The 17,560-nt window shown below is 41.9% G+C and carries 13 protein-coding genes and 1 tRNA gene; 9 read left to right on the top strand and 5 right to left on the bottom strand.

What is annotated here, in order from left to right:
- Nucleotides 1-6 precede the first annotated feature (6 nt).
- Nucleotides 7-1,149 carry a methionine aminotransferase gene (locus tag VK664_RS04900; RefSeq protein ID WP_461397498.1) on the bottom strand — a complete coding sequence of 381 codons (1,143 nt, stop codon included), beginning with the start codon at nt 1,147-1,149 and terminating at the stop codon, nt 7-9.
- Between the two features lie 142 nt (nt 1,150-1,291).
- Here VK664_RS04900 and VK664_RS04895 point away from each other — a divergent pair, with 142 nt between their 5' ends.
- Both VK664_RS04895 and VK664_RS04890 read left to right on the top strand, forming a co-directional pair.
- The gene (locus VK664_RS04895) at nt 1,292-2,614 is read left to right on the top strand and encodes a M16 family metallopeptidase (protein WP_461397497.1); all 1,323 of its coding nucleotides are present in this window, start codon (nt 1,292-1,294) and stop codon (nt 2,612-2,614) included.
- A 39-nt stretch (nt 2,615-2,653) separates the two neighbouring features.
- Entirely contained in the window at nt 2,654-4,057 is a 1,404-nt protein-coding gene (locus VK664_RS04890; protein WP_461397496.1) for a M16 family metallopeptidase, read from the top strand.
- A gap of 122 nt (nt 4,058-4,179) precedes the next feature.
- On the opposite strand, the gene VK664_RS04885 is transcribed toward VK664_RS04890, so the two are convergent.
- The 4 genes from VK664_RS04885 to VK664_RS04870 all read right to left on the bottom strand — a co-directional run bounded on the left by VK664_RS04885 (nt 4,180) and on the right by VK664_RS04870 (nt 7,548).
- The gene (locus VK664_RS04885) at nt 4,180-4,575 is read right to left on the bottom strand and encodes a RidA family protein (RefSeq protein ID WP_461397495.1); all 396 of its coding nucleotides are present in this window, start codon (nt 4,573-4,575) and stop codon (nt 4,180-4,182) included.
- A gap of 12 nt (nt 4,576-4,587) precedes the next feature.
- A complete protein-coding gene (locus tag VK664_RS04880; RefSeq protein ID WP_461397494.1) occupies nt 4,588-5,307 on the bottom strand; it encodes a 3'-5' exonuclease in 720 nt (239 codons plus the stop codon).
- 143 nt (nt 5,308-5,450) lie between these two features.
- Entirely contained in the window at nt 5,451-6,533 is a 1,083-nt protein-coding gene (locus tag VK664_RS04875; RefSeq protein WP_461397493.1) for a mannose-1-phosphate guanylyltransferase, read from the bottom strand.
- A gap of 46 nt (nt 6,534-6,579) precedes the next feature.
- A complete protein-coding gene (locus VK664_RS04870; RefSeq protein ID WP_461397492.1) occupies nt 6,580-7,548 on the bottom strand; it encodes a KpsF/GutQ family sugar-phosphate isomerase in 969 nt (322 codons plus the stop codon).
- A 263-nt stretch (nt 7,549-7,811) separates the two neighbouring features.
- Between VK664_RS04870 and recQ the strand changes: the two genes are divergently transcribed.
- The 7 genes from recQ (at nt 7,812) to arsS (ending at nt 17,513) form a co-directional block, all read left to right on the top strand.
- Nucleotides 7,812-10,097 carry a DNA helicase RecQ gene (gene recQ / locus VK664_RS04865; protein WP_461397491.1) on the top strand — a complete coding sequence of 762 codons (2,286 nt, stop codon included), beginning with the start codon at nt 7,812-7,814 and terminating at the stop codon, nt 10,095-10,097.
- A 242-nt stretch (nt 10,098-10,339) separates the two neighbouring features.
- Nucleotides 10,340-10,412: transfer RNA gene (locus tag VK664_RS04860), tRNA-Phe, on the top strand.
- 144 nt (nt 10,413-10,556) lie between these two features.
- Entirely contained in the window at nt 10,557-11,537 is a 981-nt protein-coding gene (locus VK664_RS04855) for a carboxypeptidase-like regulatory domain-containing protein (RefSeq protein ID WP_461397490.1), read from the top strand.
- Between the two features lie 714 nt (nt 11,538-12,251).
- Nucleotides 12,252-14,768: an FG-GAP repeat domain-containing protein gene (locus VK664_RS04850; RefSeq protein WP_461397489.1), complete on the top strand. Its 2,517-nt coding sequence runs from the start codon at nt 12,252-12,254 to the stop codon at nt 14,766-14,768.
- Between the two features lie 544 nt (nt 14,769-15,312).
- On the top strand, nt 15,313-15,945 hold the full coding sequence (locus VK664_RS04845; RefSeq protein WP_461397488.1) for a serine hydrolase domain-containing protein: 633 nt from the start codon (nt 15,313-15,315) through the stop codon (nt 15,943-15,945).
- 180 nt (nt 15,946-16,125) lie between these two features.
- Nucleotides 16,126-16,461, top strand: coding sequence for an arsenosugar biosynthesis-associated peroxidase-like protein (locus VK664_RS04840; protein ID WP_461397487.1), 336 nt, complete (start codon nt 16,126-16,128; stop codon nt 16,459-16,461).
- Nucleotides 16,461-17,513 (top strand): arsenosugar biosynthesis radical SAM (seleno)protein ArsS, encoded by a 1,053-nt coding sequence (gene arsS / locus VK664_RS04835; protein WP_461397486.1) that lies wholly within the window; start codon nt 16,461-16,463, stop codon nt 17,511-17,513. Before VK664_RS04840 ends, arsS begins: the two co-directional genes overlap by 1 nt.
- Nucleotides 17,514-17,560: the final 47 nt, after the last annotated feature.

The following is a 17,560-nucleotide window of genomic DNA, read 5'->3' as shown; positions in this document are numbered from 1 at the left end:
AAGCCATCAGAGTTTCGCGAGCTTCTCCACAGCTCTTTCCAGTGTTTGTTCTTTTTTGGCAAAACAAAATCTCACGATCCGGTTATCCTTACCATCCTGGTAAAAAGCCGAAACAGGGATCATCGCAACTCCAAATTCTTTTGTTATCCTGATTGCGAAGGACTTGTCATCCTCTTCGCTGATCATTTCATAAGACGCACAAACAAAATAACTTCCTGCGGATTCTTTCATTGTAAATCGGGTTGACTTCATTAGTTCCCGGAAATAATCCCTTTTTGCCTGTATTTGTTTTCCAAGGTTAAGGTATGAGTTCCTGTCAGCCAGGTAATTTGCAATTCCAACCTGTGACGGAGTATGGCAACTGAAACAATTAAATTGGTGGACCTTTCTAAATTCACTGGTAAACTGCGGAGGAGCAATGCAGTATCCAAGCTTCCAGCCTGTGCAGTGAAAAACTTTCCCAAATGAAAAGCAAACAAAACTTCTTGCTCTTAAATCGGGGTATCTTAACATGCTTAAATGTGATTCGCCATCAAAAATAAGGTGTTCATAAACCTCGTCGCTGATGATGAAAATACCCGTTTCATTTACAACTTTTCTCAACTCCTCAATGTCATCTTCATATAAGATACTGCCAGTGGGATTATGAGGTGAGTTAATTATAATTGCCCTGGTTTTTGGAGTCACCGCCTTTTGCACAGCAGGCCAATCGATCCGGTAATCCGGCAACTTTAAACTGACCAATACAGGTTTTGCACCATTCACCAGGATATTTGGAACATAGCTATCATAGGAAGGCTCCAATACAATTACCTCGTCTCCTGGTTCCAATATACTGGTCAGGGCTGTGTATATCGCGTAAGTACCACCGGGAGTTACTGTTATTTCAGTAACAGGGTCAACCTCAGCTCCATATAAATACAAATTTTTTTCGGCTATTGCCTCCCTGAGTGGCAGCCAACCTGGCATTGGCGCATATTGGTTGTAATCATTGGCCATAGCCTGGTTAACCAGGTCGGTTAACCGGTGGTCCATCGGAAAGTCGGGAAATCCCTGTCCGAGGTTTACGGCGTTCAATTCTGCCGCAAGGCCACTCATCACGGTAAAGATGGTAGTGCCGACATTAGGTAATTTGGAGTGAATCTGCAAGACTGTCTGTTTCGGGTAAAAATAGTTGTTTATGTTTATTTCATCTTATCGCGTTGATTGAAAAACAAATGAGACAATTATTTAAGTGGCGGACTTTGCTATAGTTATTAAGTTATATTGTAATAGAATAAAATCATACAAAATGCAGATTAAAAAATGGGGCATTGCTATGTTGATGACTATAGTCCTCAGCAAAGGCTATTCCCAGCTTAAACCCGAAGACGTAAAAACATTTACGCTCCCCAATCAGATGAAGTTCCTGGTAGTGGAAGACTTTTCAATACCAAATGCAAACATGTATCTGTTTTGGAAAGTGGGTTCCAGGAACGAGTACCCCGGGATCACGGGGCTGTCGCATTTTTTTGAACATATGATGTTTAATGGTTCAAAAAAATACGGACCGAAGCAGTTTGACAAAACCATGGAGTTTAACGGTGGAGCCAACAATGCATATACCAACCAGAATGTTACTGTTTATACGGATTGGTTCCCCGCTAAGGCCATGGAAACAATTTTTGATTTAGAGGCTGACCGGATACGTGACCTGGCAATCGATACCCAAATGGTGGAAAGTGAAAGGGGGGTAGTTGCTTCAGAAAAATCCACTGGCCTTGAAAATGAGCCCAAAACCGAACTATGGGAACTATTATTCGCAACGGCATATACAACCCATTCATATCGCTGGCCTGTAATCGGCTATTTTGAAGATATAAAGAACTGGTCCAAAGACGATCTTCAGTCTTACTTTAACACTTATTATTCGCCCGACAATTGTGTGGTAGTTGTTTCGGGAGCTGTAAAGTTTGACCAGGTAAAAGCTATCGCTGAAAAATACATGGGAAGTATTCCAAAAAATAAACCCCCGAAACCCATGAACCTCATTGAACCAGAACAAAAAGGGGAACGTCGTGTGTTCGTAAAAAAAGATGTCCCGACTTTCAACCTTATGATTGGCTATCATGTTCCCCCAACAGGAAAGGCAGATTATTATGCGCTTGATCTGCTGGATGCTATTTTGACCAATGGTCGTACTTCGCGATTGTACAAAGCAGTGGTTGACAGTCTTCAGCTTGCAACAGAAATATCTTCATTCACTGAAAACAGTTTTGATGCCGCCCTGATGGTGGTTGATGCTACAGGTGCAAAAGACAAAGACCCTTTGCTCCTTGAAAAAACCATTTCCGATCAGATAGAAAAAATCAAAACCGAAGGAGTAACAGCTGAAGAACTTCAGAAAGTTAAAAATCAGAAATTAATTACCTTTTATGGACAGATAGAAACTATCAATGGGAAATCAAATAACCTGGGCATTTATGAGGTGTTTTTTGGGGGCTACAAAAAAATGTTTGATGCTCCGCAGGAATATGAAAAAGTAACCATTGACGATATCAAACGCGTTGCAAAGACCTATCTGAAAAAGTCGAACAGAACGGTTGCAATTATGAGTCCACAAGTAGAAGACTAGATTCAAATTTCTTAAGCCAAATAACTTAAGCGTATTAAAATGAAAAAGATAACACTGTCAATAATTATTACCTGCGTGTGTATTACAGCTTCCGCGCAGCAAAAATTTCAACTTCCAAAATATACAACCTTCCGCCTGGCGAATGGTCTTACAGTTAACCTGATGGAACAGAAAGAAGTTCCTCTGATCAGTGTGGCACTCTCTCTTCCGGCAGCTACTATTCATGATGGTTTGCAGGCAGGACTGTCCGAGTTAACCGCAGCATCACTGGTTTCCGGATCGAAAAACTTTACCAAAGATCAGATACAGGATAAGATCGACTTTGCTGGGGCAACGCTGAATGCCTATTCAAGCCAGGAATTCACGCGTGTTTATGCGAGATTTTCTGCGAAAACACAGGACATTATTTTTGGTTTGTTAAAGGACATTGTTATCAACCCAACCTTTGAAGAAAAGGAATTTGAAAAGCTTAAAACAAGAAAAAAGGCATCACTGGAAGTGGCAAAACAAAGCCCGTTTTCAGTAATCAATTATTATTGGAATGCCATGATGTATGCAAACCATGTTTATTCCAATCCTTCATCAGGGTTGATATCTACGGTGAATGCTATTACTGCTGACGATGCAAAAAAATTCCATGAAAAATATTACCGGCCAAATGGATCCGTGATTGCAATAGTAGGCGATTTTAATACTGCTGAAATGAAAGCTAAAATCACCGGTCTGTTTGGTGAGTGGAAAAAAGCCAGCGGCACCATCCCGAATCCGGCTGCAGAACCTGTAAAGATGCCGGAAGGGGCCAACGTGTTATTGGTAAATAAAGGAGATGCCCGTGAGACAACGTTTTATATCGGCGCAAAAGGAATAGCAAAAAACAATGCAGACAGGGTTGCGATTGAAGTTGTAAACACCGTGTTCGGAGATCGTTTTACCTCATGGTTGAACGATGAACTGCGGGTTAATTCCGGACTTACTTATGGCGCCATGAGCCGGTTTGATGCTAATAAATATACCGGCACCTTTAAAATCCTTTCATTTACGGCAACAAAAACAACATTTCAGACTATTGATAAAGCATTGGAGGTGATGAACAGGTTGCAGAAAGGCATCGATGATACTACTTTGCAATCAGCCAGGAATTATGTAGTAGGGCTGTTCCCTACCGATTTTGAAACTTCAGGTCAACTCGCCGCTTTACTCAATGATATGTTTATCTATGGATATGATGCAGCCTACATAAATGATTTTGAAAAAAACGTAAGCCAGGTAACTCCGGCAAAAGCAAAAGAGATCATAGCTAAATACTTTGCCAAAGACAAGTTGCAGTTTTTGTTAATAGGTAAAGCCGATGAGATAAGAGAGGGAGCCAAAAAATATGGTATCGTGATCGAAAAGGAGATCAAAGAAGACAGTTACGAGGTTAAAGGGAAAAAAACCTTTTAAGAGAATTATGAATTATGAGTTATGAGTGATGAGTGAGTTGTTTAGTGATGAGTTATGAAGGTTGAGTCAAGATGTAAAAAGATATTGATAACTTATACCATTTTAGCTCATTCATAACTCACTCATAACTCATCACTCAAATACGCTGTTGCTTCGATTTCGATAAGATAATCGACGCCAATCAGGCTCTTGATTTCGACCATTGAAGTGCAGGGCCTGATGTCTTTAAAAAACTCTCCATGCGCGCGTCCGTATTCTTCCCATTGGGAGATGTCAGTAACAAACATGCGTGTCCTGGTAACATTGTTAAGGGAGGCGCCGGCTTGTTTAAGCGCCTTCTCAATTTTTTCAATTATGAATTTCGTTTGTTCATAGGCGTTACCTATGCCAACTGTTTCATTGTTTTCATTCACGGCTACAGTGCCCCCTACCTCGATAATGTTGCCTGCACGCACAGCACGGCTATAGCCCACGATTGCTTCCCATTTCGCACCTGATAAAAAATTCTGACGTTCCATAATCAATTTTTATTAATCTTTTATCTCGATGTTTTCTGCTTCAACACAGGTTTCGCCGAGTAAACGCAGGTACACCTGGGCAACAGTTATTACATCTTTCTGGCAATAGTGTACAATCCGTGCGAGGTTTCTCTCTTTCCAGTAAACATCTCCAACCATAGAGCCATCGATATCGTCTTTTGGTGTTTTGATGCCAAGTACTCCTGCCAGTAAGTTGAGAGATGTGAAACTCTTATAATCACCGAACTTCCACATTTCGAGGGTATCAATATGCGGTACCTCCCAGGGTTTTTTTCCGGCAATGTTTAACATAGGTGGAAGAGGAAGACAGTTTATTACCAATCGTCTGCAGAGATATGGAAAGTCGAATTCTTTTCCATTATGCGCACAAAAATATTTTTGCTGTCCGGGACCCCAGCGTGCAAGCAAATCAGAAAAAGCAAGCAGTAACTTTTTTTCATCGTCACCCGAGAAAGATTTTAAAACCAGTTTTTTTCCTGAACCGTTAGCCTGCAACAGGCCACAGCTTATACAAACGATCTTTCCAAACTCAGCATAGATGCCAGCTCTGTCGTAAATTGATTCCGGGGAATCGACCGTATTATTGCGAAGTATGATTTCGGCTTTTTTTTGCCAAAGTGCCTTCCAGTCTTCAGTAAGCAAGTCGTGAGAAGGATGCTGGGATACCGTTTCGATATCGATAAACAGAATATTACTTAGCGGGACGTTCATACTGATAATTTGGCCGCGTTTCCAATGTTAAAAGCGGGACATTTGCGGACATTAACGAAATAAAAAACAGGCTCCTGACATAGAAGCCTGTTGCAATTTATGAATCGTTTGATTAAAATCCAGCGTTAAAAAACATAAACAGTTTAGAGATATTTGTCTCCTTTATTCCTTTTTACTTCGGCAACATATTCTTTAATCTCCTGTTCTTTTTCTTTTTTGCAAATGAGCAACACGTCTTCTGTGTCAACAATAATATAATCATCAAGGCCTTGTAACATTACCAGCTTGTTATCCGGTGCATGAACAACGCATTTGGTAGCATCTATCACAATTACATTTTCACCTGCAACTGCATTCGCCAGATAATCTTTTTCAAGGTTCTCGTAGGCACTGTTCCAGGTACCAAGATCACTCCAGCCAAAAGAAGATGGAATAAGGTAGACATTGTCTGCTTTTTCCATGATACCAAAATCAATGGATAAGCTGGGGCACTGTGGATAGATTTCGTTTAATGCATTTGCCTCTTCCGGCGTATTGAAGCGACTTTGTTCAGCTTCAAATACTTCATACATTTCAGGAAGATATTTTTCAAAAGCCGTAAGAATATTTTTAACCTGCCAAACGAATATACCCGCGTTCCAGAGGAATTCACCGCTAGCTATAAATGTTTTAGCCAGGTCGAGATTTGGTTTTTCTGTGAAGGTCTTAACCTTGTAAACATTATCTGTTACACCATGTTGCTCATACTGAATATAACCATAACCAGTATTTGCATAAGTCGGTTTGATACCAAGAGTGATAAAAGCATTGTGTTTGTTTACGAAAGCCAGCGCTTCCAGGCTCACTTTTGTAAAAGCTGTAGGATCCAATATGATATGATCAGCTGGAGCAACAATCAATGATGCTTTGGGATCAAGCTGGTTAAGTTTAAAAGAAATGTATGCGATACAGGGTGCAGTGTTTTTTCTTGATGGCTCGCCCAGGATGTTTTGGATTGGAATTTCCGGCAGTTGTTTTTTTACAATGTTGACATATTCATTCGAGGTGATAATGAAAATATTTTCGGCTGGAATAAATGTGGCAAATCGCTCGAAAGTTGACTGGATGAGCGTTTTGCCAGTGTTAAGTATGTCCAGGAATTGCTTGGGAAAGTTGGTACGGCTCATGGGCCAGAAACGGCTTCCAATGCCGCCAGCCATAATTGCTACATAGTGGTGTTTGTTCATGTTGGTTCGTTCGGGTGAATGATTTTTGATTAAAAGCCTCGCGTGATCAGATAATTCCTTCTCTTATCAGGTCGTGCAGGTGAATAATTCCGATATATTTTTGTCCTTCTGCTACGATCAATTGTGTTATGTCATGTTTTCTCAGAAGGTCAAGCGCATCAACAGCAAGTTTCCCTGCTTCAATCGTTCTTGGATTTGCTGTCATTATATCCCTGGCAGTGGCAGTATCAAGCGAGATACTTTTCTCAAGCATTCTACGGAGATCGCCATCGGTCACCACACCTAGTACCTGTTCATCATCGTCGGTAACTACAGTGGCACCCAATCGTTTTTTTGAGATCTCCCCGATCACTTCTTTTAATGAAGCGTTTAGTGATACTCTCGGTTTTTCATTTTGTATATACAAATCCGATACCCTCAGGTATAGTTTTTTGCCTAATGTTCCGCCGGGATGAAATTTTGCAAAATCATCAGATCCAAATCCTTTCAGTTCCATCAATACTATGGCGATCGCATCGCCCATAACAAGCTGAGCCGTTGTACTACTCGTTGGGGCCAGATTATTCGGGCAGGCTTCCTGGGAAACCGTCGTATTCAGGATAATATCTACCTGGCGGGCAAGGTATGAATTTATATTGCCAACCATGCCAATCAGCTTGTTTCCAAAATTCCGCAATAAAGGCATCAACACTTTTATTTCGGGGGACTCGCCACTTTTACTGATAATCATAACCACATCCTGCTGCTGAACAATACCGAGGTCGCCATGGATAGCATCAGCGGCGTGCAGAAAAATGGCAGGGGTACCGGTCGAATTCAAAGTCGCAACCAGTTTTTGGGCAATGATCGCAGATTTGCCGATACCACTTACCACAAGACGGCCCTTGTTTGATGCAATAGCATCGATAGCGGCTACAAACTGATCGTCGACAAGATCAGCCAGGCTCCTGATTGCGTCTGCTTCCAGCCGGATTGTGCGGGTAGCAACTGATTTTATATCAATCGAATTGTGCATGATTGCCGCAAACCTACTGAAAAAACAATTAGACGAAAATTAAGGCTCTGACATCATACAGGTAAATCATTATTGTTGAAAACTCATAGCCGCGAATAAATGTTAAATGTTAAAGAACGGCATTTCACAATGAAATAACCCGTAAAATAGAGTAAATTCGCCACCCCTATACGAAGGATTACAGATAAGGTACTGATACAATCTTCTCTTGTAAAAAGCAATTCCCCCGCATCCGGGGCTCCGTTGAAGACAACATTATGATTATGGCAACAACTGCAAAAAAAGCTACTACCAGAACTAAAAAGACAATAACAAAAGACGCCGGCGGATCAACCAACGGCAAATCACCAATAGCAAAGGCTGATTTATACAAAGCTTTGCATCAATTTTTTGGCTTCGATACATTTAAAGGAACCCAGGAAGAATCAGTTACAAGTTTATTATCGGGGAAAGACACATTTGTGATCATGCCAACTGGCGGAGGTAAAAGTTTATGTTACCAGTTACCCGCGCTTATGAGTGAAGGTGTGGCAATTATTGTGAGTCCCCTGATCGCCCTGATGAAAAACCAGGTTGACCTGATACGCGGTTTCAGTGAAAAAGATCATGTAGCGCATTTTCTAAACTCGACGCTTACAAAAAAACAAATAGCGGTAGTGAAATCAGATCTTACTGATGGACATACCAAGATGTTATACGTTGCTCCTGAAACACTTACAAAGCAGGAGAACATGGAATTCTTCTCAGATTTAAAGATCTCCTTTTTCGCTGTTGACGAAGCACATTGTATTTCGGAATGGGGCCATGACTTTCGCCCTGAATACCGCCGCTTGCGGGAAATGATGGAACAAATCAACCCGGATATCCCGATGATTGCACTCACAGCCACCGCAACACCAAAGGTGCAGAGTGATATCGTAAAAAATCTTTGTCTGAGGGACGCTAATATTTTCATTTCTTCCTTTAACCGGACTAACCTTTATTACGAGATCCAGCCGAAGATCAAAAAAAGCCAGACCGATGAAAGCATTGTACGCTTTATAAAGGGCATGAAAGGCAACAGCGGCATCATTTATACTCTTAACCGGAAAACAACGGAAGAGCTTGCGGGCACCCTGGAGGCCAATGGCATTAAGGCAGTTGCTTATCACGCCGGTTTCGATGGTAAACTGCGCGCTTCCCGCCAGGATTTATTCCTGAACGAAGATGTTCAGGTCATTGTTGCGACCATCGCCTTCGGAATGGGCATCGACAAACCTGATATTCGCTTCGTTATACATTATAATATACCGAAAAGTATAGAAAATTACTACCAGGAAACCGGCCGTGCGGGTCGTGACGGACTGGAAGGAAAATGTATCCTCTATTACTCACATAAGGACGTTTCCAAACTGGAACACCTGATGCGGGATAAACCATTGAGCGAACGCGAAGTGGGTGCACAGCTGATCAACGAAACGGTAGCTTTTGCGGAAACAGGAGTCTGCCGCCGTAAGGTGCTGATGAGTTATTTCGGCGAAGAATATGATATTCCAAACTGCGGATCCTGCGATAACTGTCTTCATCCGAAAGAAAGAATTGAGGCGAAAGACGATGTAGTTAAAGTATTGAAGACCGTCAAGGCGCTTGATGAGTGTTTTGCCACAATTTATACCGTTCATGTTTTGCGTGGACACCTGACACCAAACATTGCCATGTATCGTCATGAAAAACTGGCTGAATTCGGAATAGGTAAGGAACAGGAAGACCACTATTGGAACTCGCTGATCCGCCAGATGTTACTGGAAGGTCTGTTAAGCAAGGATATAGAAGATTATGGTGTTCTTAAGCTAACCAAAAAGGGCATTGAGTTTGCTAAAAAGCCAAAATCATTCAAGATTGTCTTAAATAACCTGTTTGAAGAGGCAAATGCCGATGACGAAGAAGCGGCAGTCGAATCCAATACCGGGGCTGCAGTTGATGAGAAGCTGTTTGATATGCTAAAGGAACTACGTCAAAAGGAAGCAAAACGAAAAACACTGCCACCTTTTGTGATTTTCCTGGAGACTTCATTGCAGGATATGGCGACCTTATATCCAACTTCGCTGGCCGACCTGGAAAAATGCCAGGGTGTGAGCAAAGGCAAATCGATCCGTTACGGGAAACCGTTTGTAGAACTGATCGATAAATATGTGAAAGAAAACGACATTGTTAAGCCCGATGATTTCATCATGAAAAATGTGGCCAACAAGAGTCTGAATAAGGTTTATATCATTCAACAGGTTGATAAGAAGATACCCCTGGAAACCATTGCCAAAAACAAGGATCTTCGAATAGATGCCCTGATGGAAAACATGGAAACGATTGCTGCAAGCGGAACCAGGCTTAACCTGGATTATGCAATTGACGAGATTCTTGACGAATACGAACAGGAAGAGATCATTGAATATTTCAAAAGCTGCGAAACTTCCAGTTTACAGATTGCGCTTGATGAATTAAAGGAAAGCAATTTCACCTGGGAGCAGCTGAAGATTATGCGAATTAAGTTTTTGAGTGAATATGGTAACTAGCGATTGGAATTTATTCGTGATCTGAATTTATTTTACTTCTTAAATCACAGGCAAGATTTTTGGCATTTTGATCATCAAATCCTATTTTTGCTGCCCGCCTACGCCGAGGGGAGGTTGATACTCAACTACTCTGTGTGGCTTCGGCGGGCGAAGCCCGCTAGATTCATTATAGTTTTCATGCTGGTCATGAGAGCGAAGTTTGTTTCGGGTGGCAAGCCAGCTACTTCAAAAGCAGGCGTGATGGTGCGGTAGCTCAGTTGGTAGAGCAAAGGACTGAAAATCCTTGTGTCGGCGGTTCGATCCCGCCTCACACCACAAACATGAAGAAGCGATTATAACGAATGTTGTAGTCGCTTTTTTTATTACGGCCACCTCCCGGCGCCGGTAATTCACGAATCAGAAGGTGATTATGTAATTCACCCGCAAATCACATCATATAGGGAACCTAAACTTCGCTAAATGATGAAACTTGTTATTCCTGAACCCTGCAACCAGAAATGGAACGAAATGCAACCCGCTTTGGATGGCAGGTTTTGCAACGCGTGCGCAAAAAATGTGATCGATTTTACCGGCTTTACAGATGCTCAACTTGCGGCTTATTTTAAATCATATCCCAAAAATATTTGTGGGAAACTTTCCTCCGGACAGATAGACCGAAGCCTGGCAAATTTAAGAGCTTCTTGGGTTTCAAAATCTGCCGCCGCCTCAAAACCTTATTCAATACGGCAATCACCATTGCTCGTTGGCCTGGGTTTTTCGCTGCTGAATATAACTTCCTGCATTCCGGCCATGGGCCAAGTATCATTGGGAGAGGTTGAAATAACAGAAACCCACATTGCTGATTCTTCTTTATCATCCGAAAATTTTAGTAAATCAGAAGAGAGAAAACTAAATGATCTTAGATCAAACGATGGTAAACTAGAAAATGGTGACGCAGAAGCAAGAAGAGAATTCCGAAGTAAAGCAGACCGCAGTAAAACACAAGATAGCAAACCAGAAGACAATGTACTGATCAGCCCAAACATCGGAAAACAGAACCAGGATCTGCTACAGACCGGAGGTTCCGATTATTTAACTAATCACTTCAATATTGTTGATACTGTTATAACAGGAATCGTGAAAGATACTACGGGTTTGCCAATAGCAGGGGTGAGTGTAATTATCCATGGTAGTCCAATCGGAGTAACTACCAACAATGATGGACGCTTTTCATTAAAAGTGCCTGATGAGCAAATTGCTGATTCAATAAAACTATCTATTCAGCATGTCGGTTATAACGTGCAGCTCCTTTCAGTTAAGGTTCCATTTGCGAGGGCACTGAACGTTTCCCTCGTTCCGGTTGAGAACACGTTGCTGGGGGATATAGTTTTTACTGGAGGCATTTGCGTCCAACCATCAAAATGGCAAAGAGTAAAAAATTGGGTAACATTCTGGAAATAAATATTTGAAGTCAGTCAGGGCTACTTTGCTGAATTGACCTTGTCCACTGAACCAGTGTACAAACCTTAACTTCTAACTATATGTTTTCCGATGTTTCAAGGGCAGGAATTAGACTGGCACCGAAATCGGTTGTCGAACACCTGCGATGCTTAAAAAGAGATCAAACCGAGCTGCCCATTATCGGAACTGAAAGGGACCATAACCAATTTACCGAATCCCAATCTTTTTATAGGTTCATGAATGTGCTAAAGCAAGAAGATTACAATTCTGGCAACAAAGCACTAATCGTTTGAACGCTTGTTTTTGCAGGTGCTTTGGCAAGGTGAAAAAGTCTCTAAAGGGGATACCAACAACCCTTTAGACGCAACTTGATTAAAATCAATATCGATTTGTTTTAGATTGCCCGCACAATAATTTCGCCAGATTTCACTTATGTACCTATGTGGTTTACACTTATCAAAAATTGATGAAAAACCTTACACAGATAAATGAAACTGAAGGAGTAAGAAAGTTTATGATATGTTTCTTCAGCCATGATTTAAGTGTGGTTCAGCGAAAAAAATACTTTTAGCCTAAGGCATTTTTTATCTTTCAAAGTGAAACCAGTAATTAAGAAATGGCAACTAATAATTAAGACTTATCCGTCCTTACGGCTTTACAAAAGCCAGGCTGGCAAGTCTTAATGATCGACAAATCCAGTAACCTCCAAACCCTATGAAGAATTTTTTCGCAGTAATTACAACCTGTTTGTTGCTTCTCATCAAGATAGCTGGTGCGCAAACCCCCTCAATCACAAGTTTTACTCCTCTTAATGGACCTATCGGCACAACTGTTACCATTACCGGTACTGGGTTCAATGCCACAGTTTCTGACAATATTGTACATTTCGGTGTTGTCAGAGCGAATGTTATTTCGGCTACCGCAACTACTCTTACTGTCTCATCGCCTTCGGGTACCGGCTTTGAGTATATAAATGTCTTGAACAATACCAGCAAACTAACTGGCTACTCTGCTTTGCCTTTTACAACAACTTTTTCCGGCTGCGCACCCTTTGATGCAAGTTCACTGTCAACGAGAACTGACTATGCTACAGGTACAACTACCAGGACTGTTATTTTTTCTGACCTGGATGATGATGGAAAAGCCGATATGATTGCAACAAACGTTGGTAGCGGTGATATTTCGGTATTCCGAAATCTCTCGCTGCCGGGATTGCCATTGTTTGCCACCAAGCTCGAATTTGCCGCCGGTGTCGGTACCTCTGGTATATCAACCGGCGATTTAAACGGAGATGGTAAATTGGATATCGTTGTTAGTAATTATAACTCGATGGACATCTCAATATTTATTAATACTACAGTTGGCTCAACCATAACATTTGCAACCAGGGTAGATATTGCTACCTGGGATGTGATGCCGCCATCGGGATTCATTAATCCATTGGGGGTGGTAATTCATGATATGAATGGGGATGGTAAGCCAGATATTGCTATTGCCAATTACAGTACTTCTTCTGTAGCATTGTTTCGCAATACAACGGTCGGTGCAACCCCAACCTTTGTAAGGCAGATACATAATACCGGCTTGACCGGACCAAGGGAATTAGCGGTAGGCGATATGAATGCAGACGGAAAAGCGGACATGGTTGTGTCTGACGAAATAGGAAACAGGATATTGGTTTACCGCAACAATTCTCCTGCAGGCGGCGCTTTCACATTTGATGTTCCCGTCACTGCGACCACTGGCAATGCTCCAAGGGTTGTGGCACTTGGAGACCTTGATGGCGATGGAAAGCAGGATATCGCCGTAGTAAATACCAGCTCAAACTCTGTTTCGGTTTTTCGCAATACTTCAGCATCAGGCACTATATCGATATCACCTAAAACGGATTATACTGCAGGCACCAGTCCGCGTGAAATTGCTTTAGCCGATTTAGATGGCGACGGAAGGCCTGAGATGGCAGCGTCAAGCAATACAGCATCCAGCGCAAGATTAACCGGCTTTCGCAACACCTCTGTACCTGGAACAATTTCGTTTGCCCCGATGGTTAGTTTTCCAGCGGGTAATAACGCTCTTGGCGTAGCATTGCATGATGTGGACAATGACGGGAAGGTGGATGCAGCTGTAACAAGCAATTCCACCGGTACAGTTGGTGTATATAGAAATTTAACGCCCGTCCTGGTACTTTCCGGTATTGTGCCAATTACATTATTCGCCAACAACGTATGTGATAATGGTACCTGGAAAACCGTCTACAACTCGACAACGAACAACGTAATCGCATCTGTAAAATCAAACGGAAATAACTTAGGAGCAGTCACAAGTTCGGTTTATGTGGATCTTGTGCCAGGCACTGTTTTTACCGGGCAGCGTTACCTGGCGCGACATTTTGTAGTGGGCTCCGCAGTTACGCCATCTGCTCCGGTTCAGGTGCGTCTTTACATTACGAATTTGGAATTGCTGGCTTTAAGACTCGTAGATCCGACTATACTCTCTGTAGCCGATCTCAACGTAACAAATTATACCGGACCGGGTGAAGATGGAACCTATAATACATCCGCCGGAACGGTTGAATTCATTCCCTCAGCAGCTATCACTACAGGTACAGATCATGGAGTGCAATACCTTGAATTTACGACCAACACCCTCGGCGAATTCTGGATACATGGCGGTTTCGTGATCCTGGATGTGAATTTATCAAGCTTCAAAGCGGACAAAAGTGGAAACGAAGTAATATTAAAATGGACCACATCAGGGGAAGAAAACGCTGATCGTTTTATAGTTGAAAGAAGCGCAGATGGAATTAATTATACTCCTATTGGCAACGTTAACAGCGCAGGATATTCTATCTCGTCTAAGTCTTATGTATTCCCTGATAAAAATCCCCTGAACGGAAAGAACTTTTACCGTTTACAACAGGTGGATCGTGAAGGCCATAAAACAGCATCTAAAGTGTTACTGGTAAACCAGGGCCCGGGCAACAACATAACAGTAGCACTGGCTTATCAATCTGCCAGGCAGGTTCGTATCAACATAAATGGAAAAATAAATAATGGCAACCTGACTATTCACGATGGAAGCGGCAGAAAGATACAAACACATAAGGTAAACACGGCCGATGCAGGATCGGCCCTGAACATTGATCTGAGCAATTATCCACCCGGCGTTTATGCTTACCAGTTAGTAACACCCCAGGGCTATATTAGCCAGGGAAAAATATTATTGAGATAATACTACTTTCATTTTTGTTTCCGCCACAATTGGCGAAACGCAAACTTGTATTGAACACCAACACCAAAAATGTATTGGAATGTTTGACGGCGCAGATGGTGACCGCGTTCGCATTATTTTTTTGAATAATTTTCAAGGACAGAAATCGCCCTTGAAGGGTTAAGGAGGGCAAAAAATGTGCATTTTCGCCCTCCTTAATATCAAACATCAGCTTATACCTTCACTCATTTGATGCCCGAATAAAACGGTTTTCAAAAAGCGAACCAATCGGAAAGAAAAACTTATTGAAATATCCGGTTCATAAATGTGCTTAATCAAAAATAATGACCTCTCTATTAAGTCATATTTAGCAATCAAAGTAATACTTCCCAATTAAGTAATACTTCTCTATCAAGTTATACTTCCCAAACAAGTCATAATTCCCGATCAAGTTATACTTCCTCTAAATTTCAACTTCGATCAAATAATTAATTGCTTTCCCAGTTAATTTATTCCAGTTAATTTAGCGAACCCAACAGGACTTGATTTCGAGGAAAGATATGATATGAGTTCACATGCCAATAAAATGCTTTTTATAGAAGGGGATGCGGCAGTATATGCCGCTTCCCAGGCTTATAATAAACGTCCCGGTGAAGATTTTCGTTATAGCAGTGGCAACACGAATATTCTTTCCAGGATCATAAGGCAAACAGTTGGCGACAAGGAATATCATTCATTTCCATATAGCAAACTTTTTTATAAGCTGGGTATGTACAACACTGTGATGGAACCCGATGCCTCAGGCACTTTTATCGGATCTTCATTTTGCTATGCCACTGCCCGGGACTGGGCGCGGTTTGGATTATTATATTTGAATAATGGTAAAAGTAATGGAGAACAGATCTTGCCTGAAGATTGGGTTAAGCAAACGACCACTCCTTCCAATGCCGCCGAACAGGGTGAATACGGATTGCAATGGTGGTTAAACGCCGGTGCAAAAAACAATCCGGTTAACAGGCTTTACCCGGAACTGCCGGCCGATATGTTTTATGCCGATGGTTATGAAGGACAGAATATTTTTGTAATACCCTCACAAAAATTGGTTGTAGTTAGGCTGGGACTGACCCGCGCAAGTCATTGGGGCGAAACCGAACTATTGAAGTCAGTAATAGCTGCCATCAACCCCGGATCCAAATAAAGCAAAAAAGATTTATGGCTACAGGCAGTAGATCAGAAGATGAATCAGACAAATATCCTTCAGGCGAGTTTACAACTTATGATGTTGCGGTTTGTATAAGCAGATGTAGTTAAGCAAACGTAGCTAAGCAGATTTAGCTAAACAGATGTAGTTAAATAGATTAAACGAAATTCGTCAAACATGAACAATAGTTATTATAACCCGGCTGATCTGAAGAAATTCGGTAATATCACAGACTTTCAGCAAGCGATGGGAGAAAAATTTTTTGCCTGGTATGGCGAAGTATTCAAAGACGGCGAATTAACCGCCCGTGAAAAGTCATTGATTGCTTTAGCCGTGTCACATGCCGTGCAATGTCCTTATTGCATAGACGCATATAGCAGCGATGCATTTGAAAAGGGCTGGAGTGAAGGACAGATGATGGAAGCGGTTCATGTAGCAGCATCAATACGTGGCGGAGCCTCACTGGTACACGGGGTTCAGATGATGAATAAAGTAAAGGAAATTGCGATGTAATGATTAAATCACTCCAGGCACAACATAATATACTTGCTGATGCCAGGGTTCAGCAGGGGATACTTATGCGTGGCCGCTCTGGCGAATTCAACCTTGTTCCCTTCCAGCAAAAATTACTGGAAAGCAGATTATTTCCCCTGGCGCCGTTAGCACTGGAGATAATGCAGGTTAATGTCGGAAAGATGTGTAACCAGGTTTGTAAGCATTGCCATGTAGATGCCGGTCCTGATCGTAAAGAGATTATGACAAGAACCACTATGCTTCAGTGTTTGCAGGCTCTTGAAAATAATCCTGGCCTTCAGATAGTCGACCTGACCGGGGGTGCACCTGAATTGAATCCTGATTTCCGATGGTTCGTTGATGAGATTAAAAAACTTAAACGGCATGTGATTGTCCGCTGCAATCTAACCATCATAGTTGCTAACAAAAAGTATAATGATCTTCCCGCCTTTTACAAATCACATAACATTGAGGTAGTTTCTTCGCTACCATTTTATACCCAGGACAGAACTGACAGGCAAAGAGGGTCAGGTGTTTTTAGAGACAGTATAAAGGCTTTGCAGATGTTGAATGAAACAGGTTATGGTATCGAAGGAACCGGGTTAATTCTGAATCTTGTGTATAATCCGGCAGGTGCTTTTTTGCCCCCATCCCAGGATGCCCTCACCAGGGAATACAAGATGGCACTCAAGTCAACTTTCAATATTTTCTTTAACAATCTTTATGCAATCACCAATCTACCTATAAGTCGGTTCCTCGACTACCTACTGCAAAGTGGCAACTATGAACAATACATGGAAAAACTTGCCAACGCATTCAATCCCGCCGCTGCAGCTAATGTTATGTGCCGGAACACTATTTCTGTTGGTTGGGATGGATTCTTATATGATTGCGATTTTAACCAGATGCTCGAATTAAAGGTTGATCATTCACTGAACCATATATCACAATTCAACGATGAAAGCCTGCAGAAGCGTAATATTGTTATTGGTCAGCATTGTTTCGGATGTACTGCCGGTGCAGGTTCCAGCTGCGGCGGTGTCGTGACCTGATGATTTTGTTAAACAAAGAGGCTATCGCTGCAACAGCTATTAAACTC

It is taken from the genome of Flavitalea sp. (assembly GCF_035489435.1).
Lineage (GTDB): Bacteria > Bacteroidota > Bacteroidia > Chitinophagales > Chitinophagaceae > DATHKG01.
This window is presented reverse-complemented; position numbering and strand designations above follow the sequence as displayed.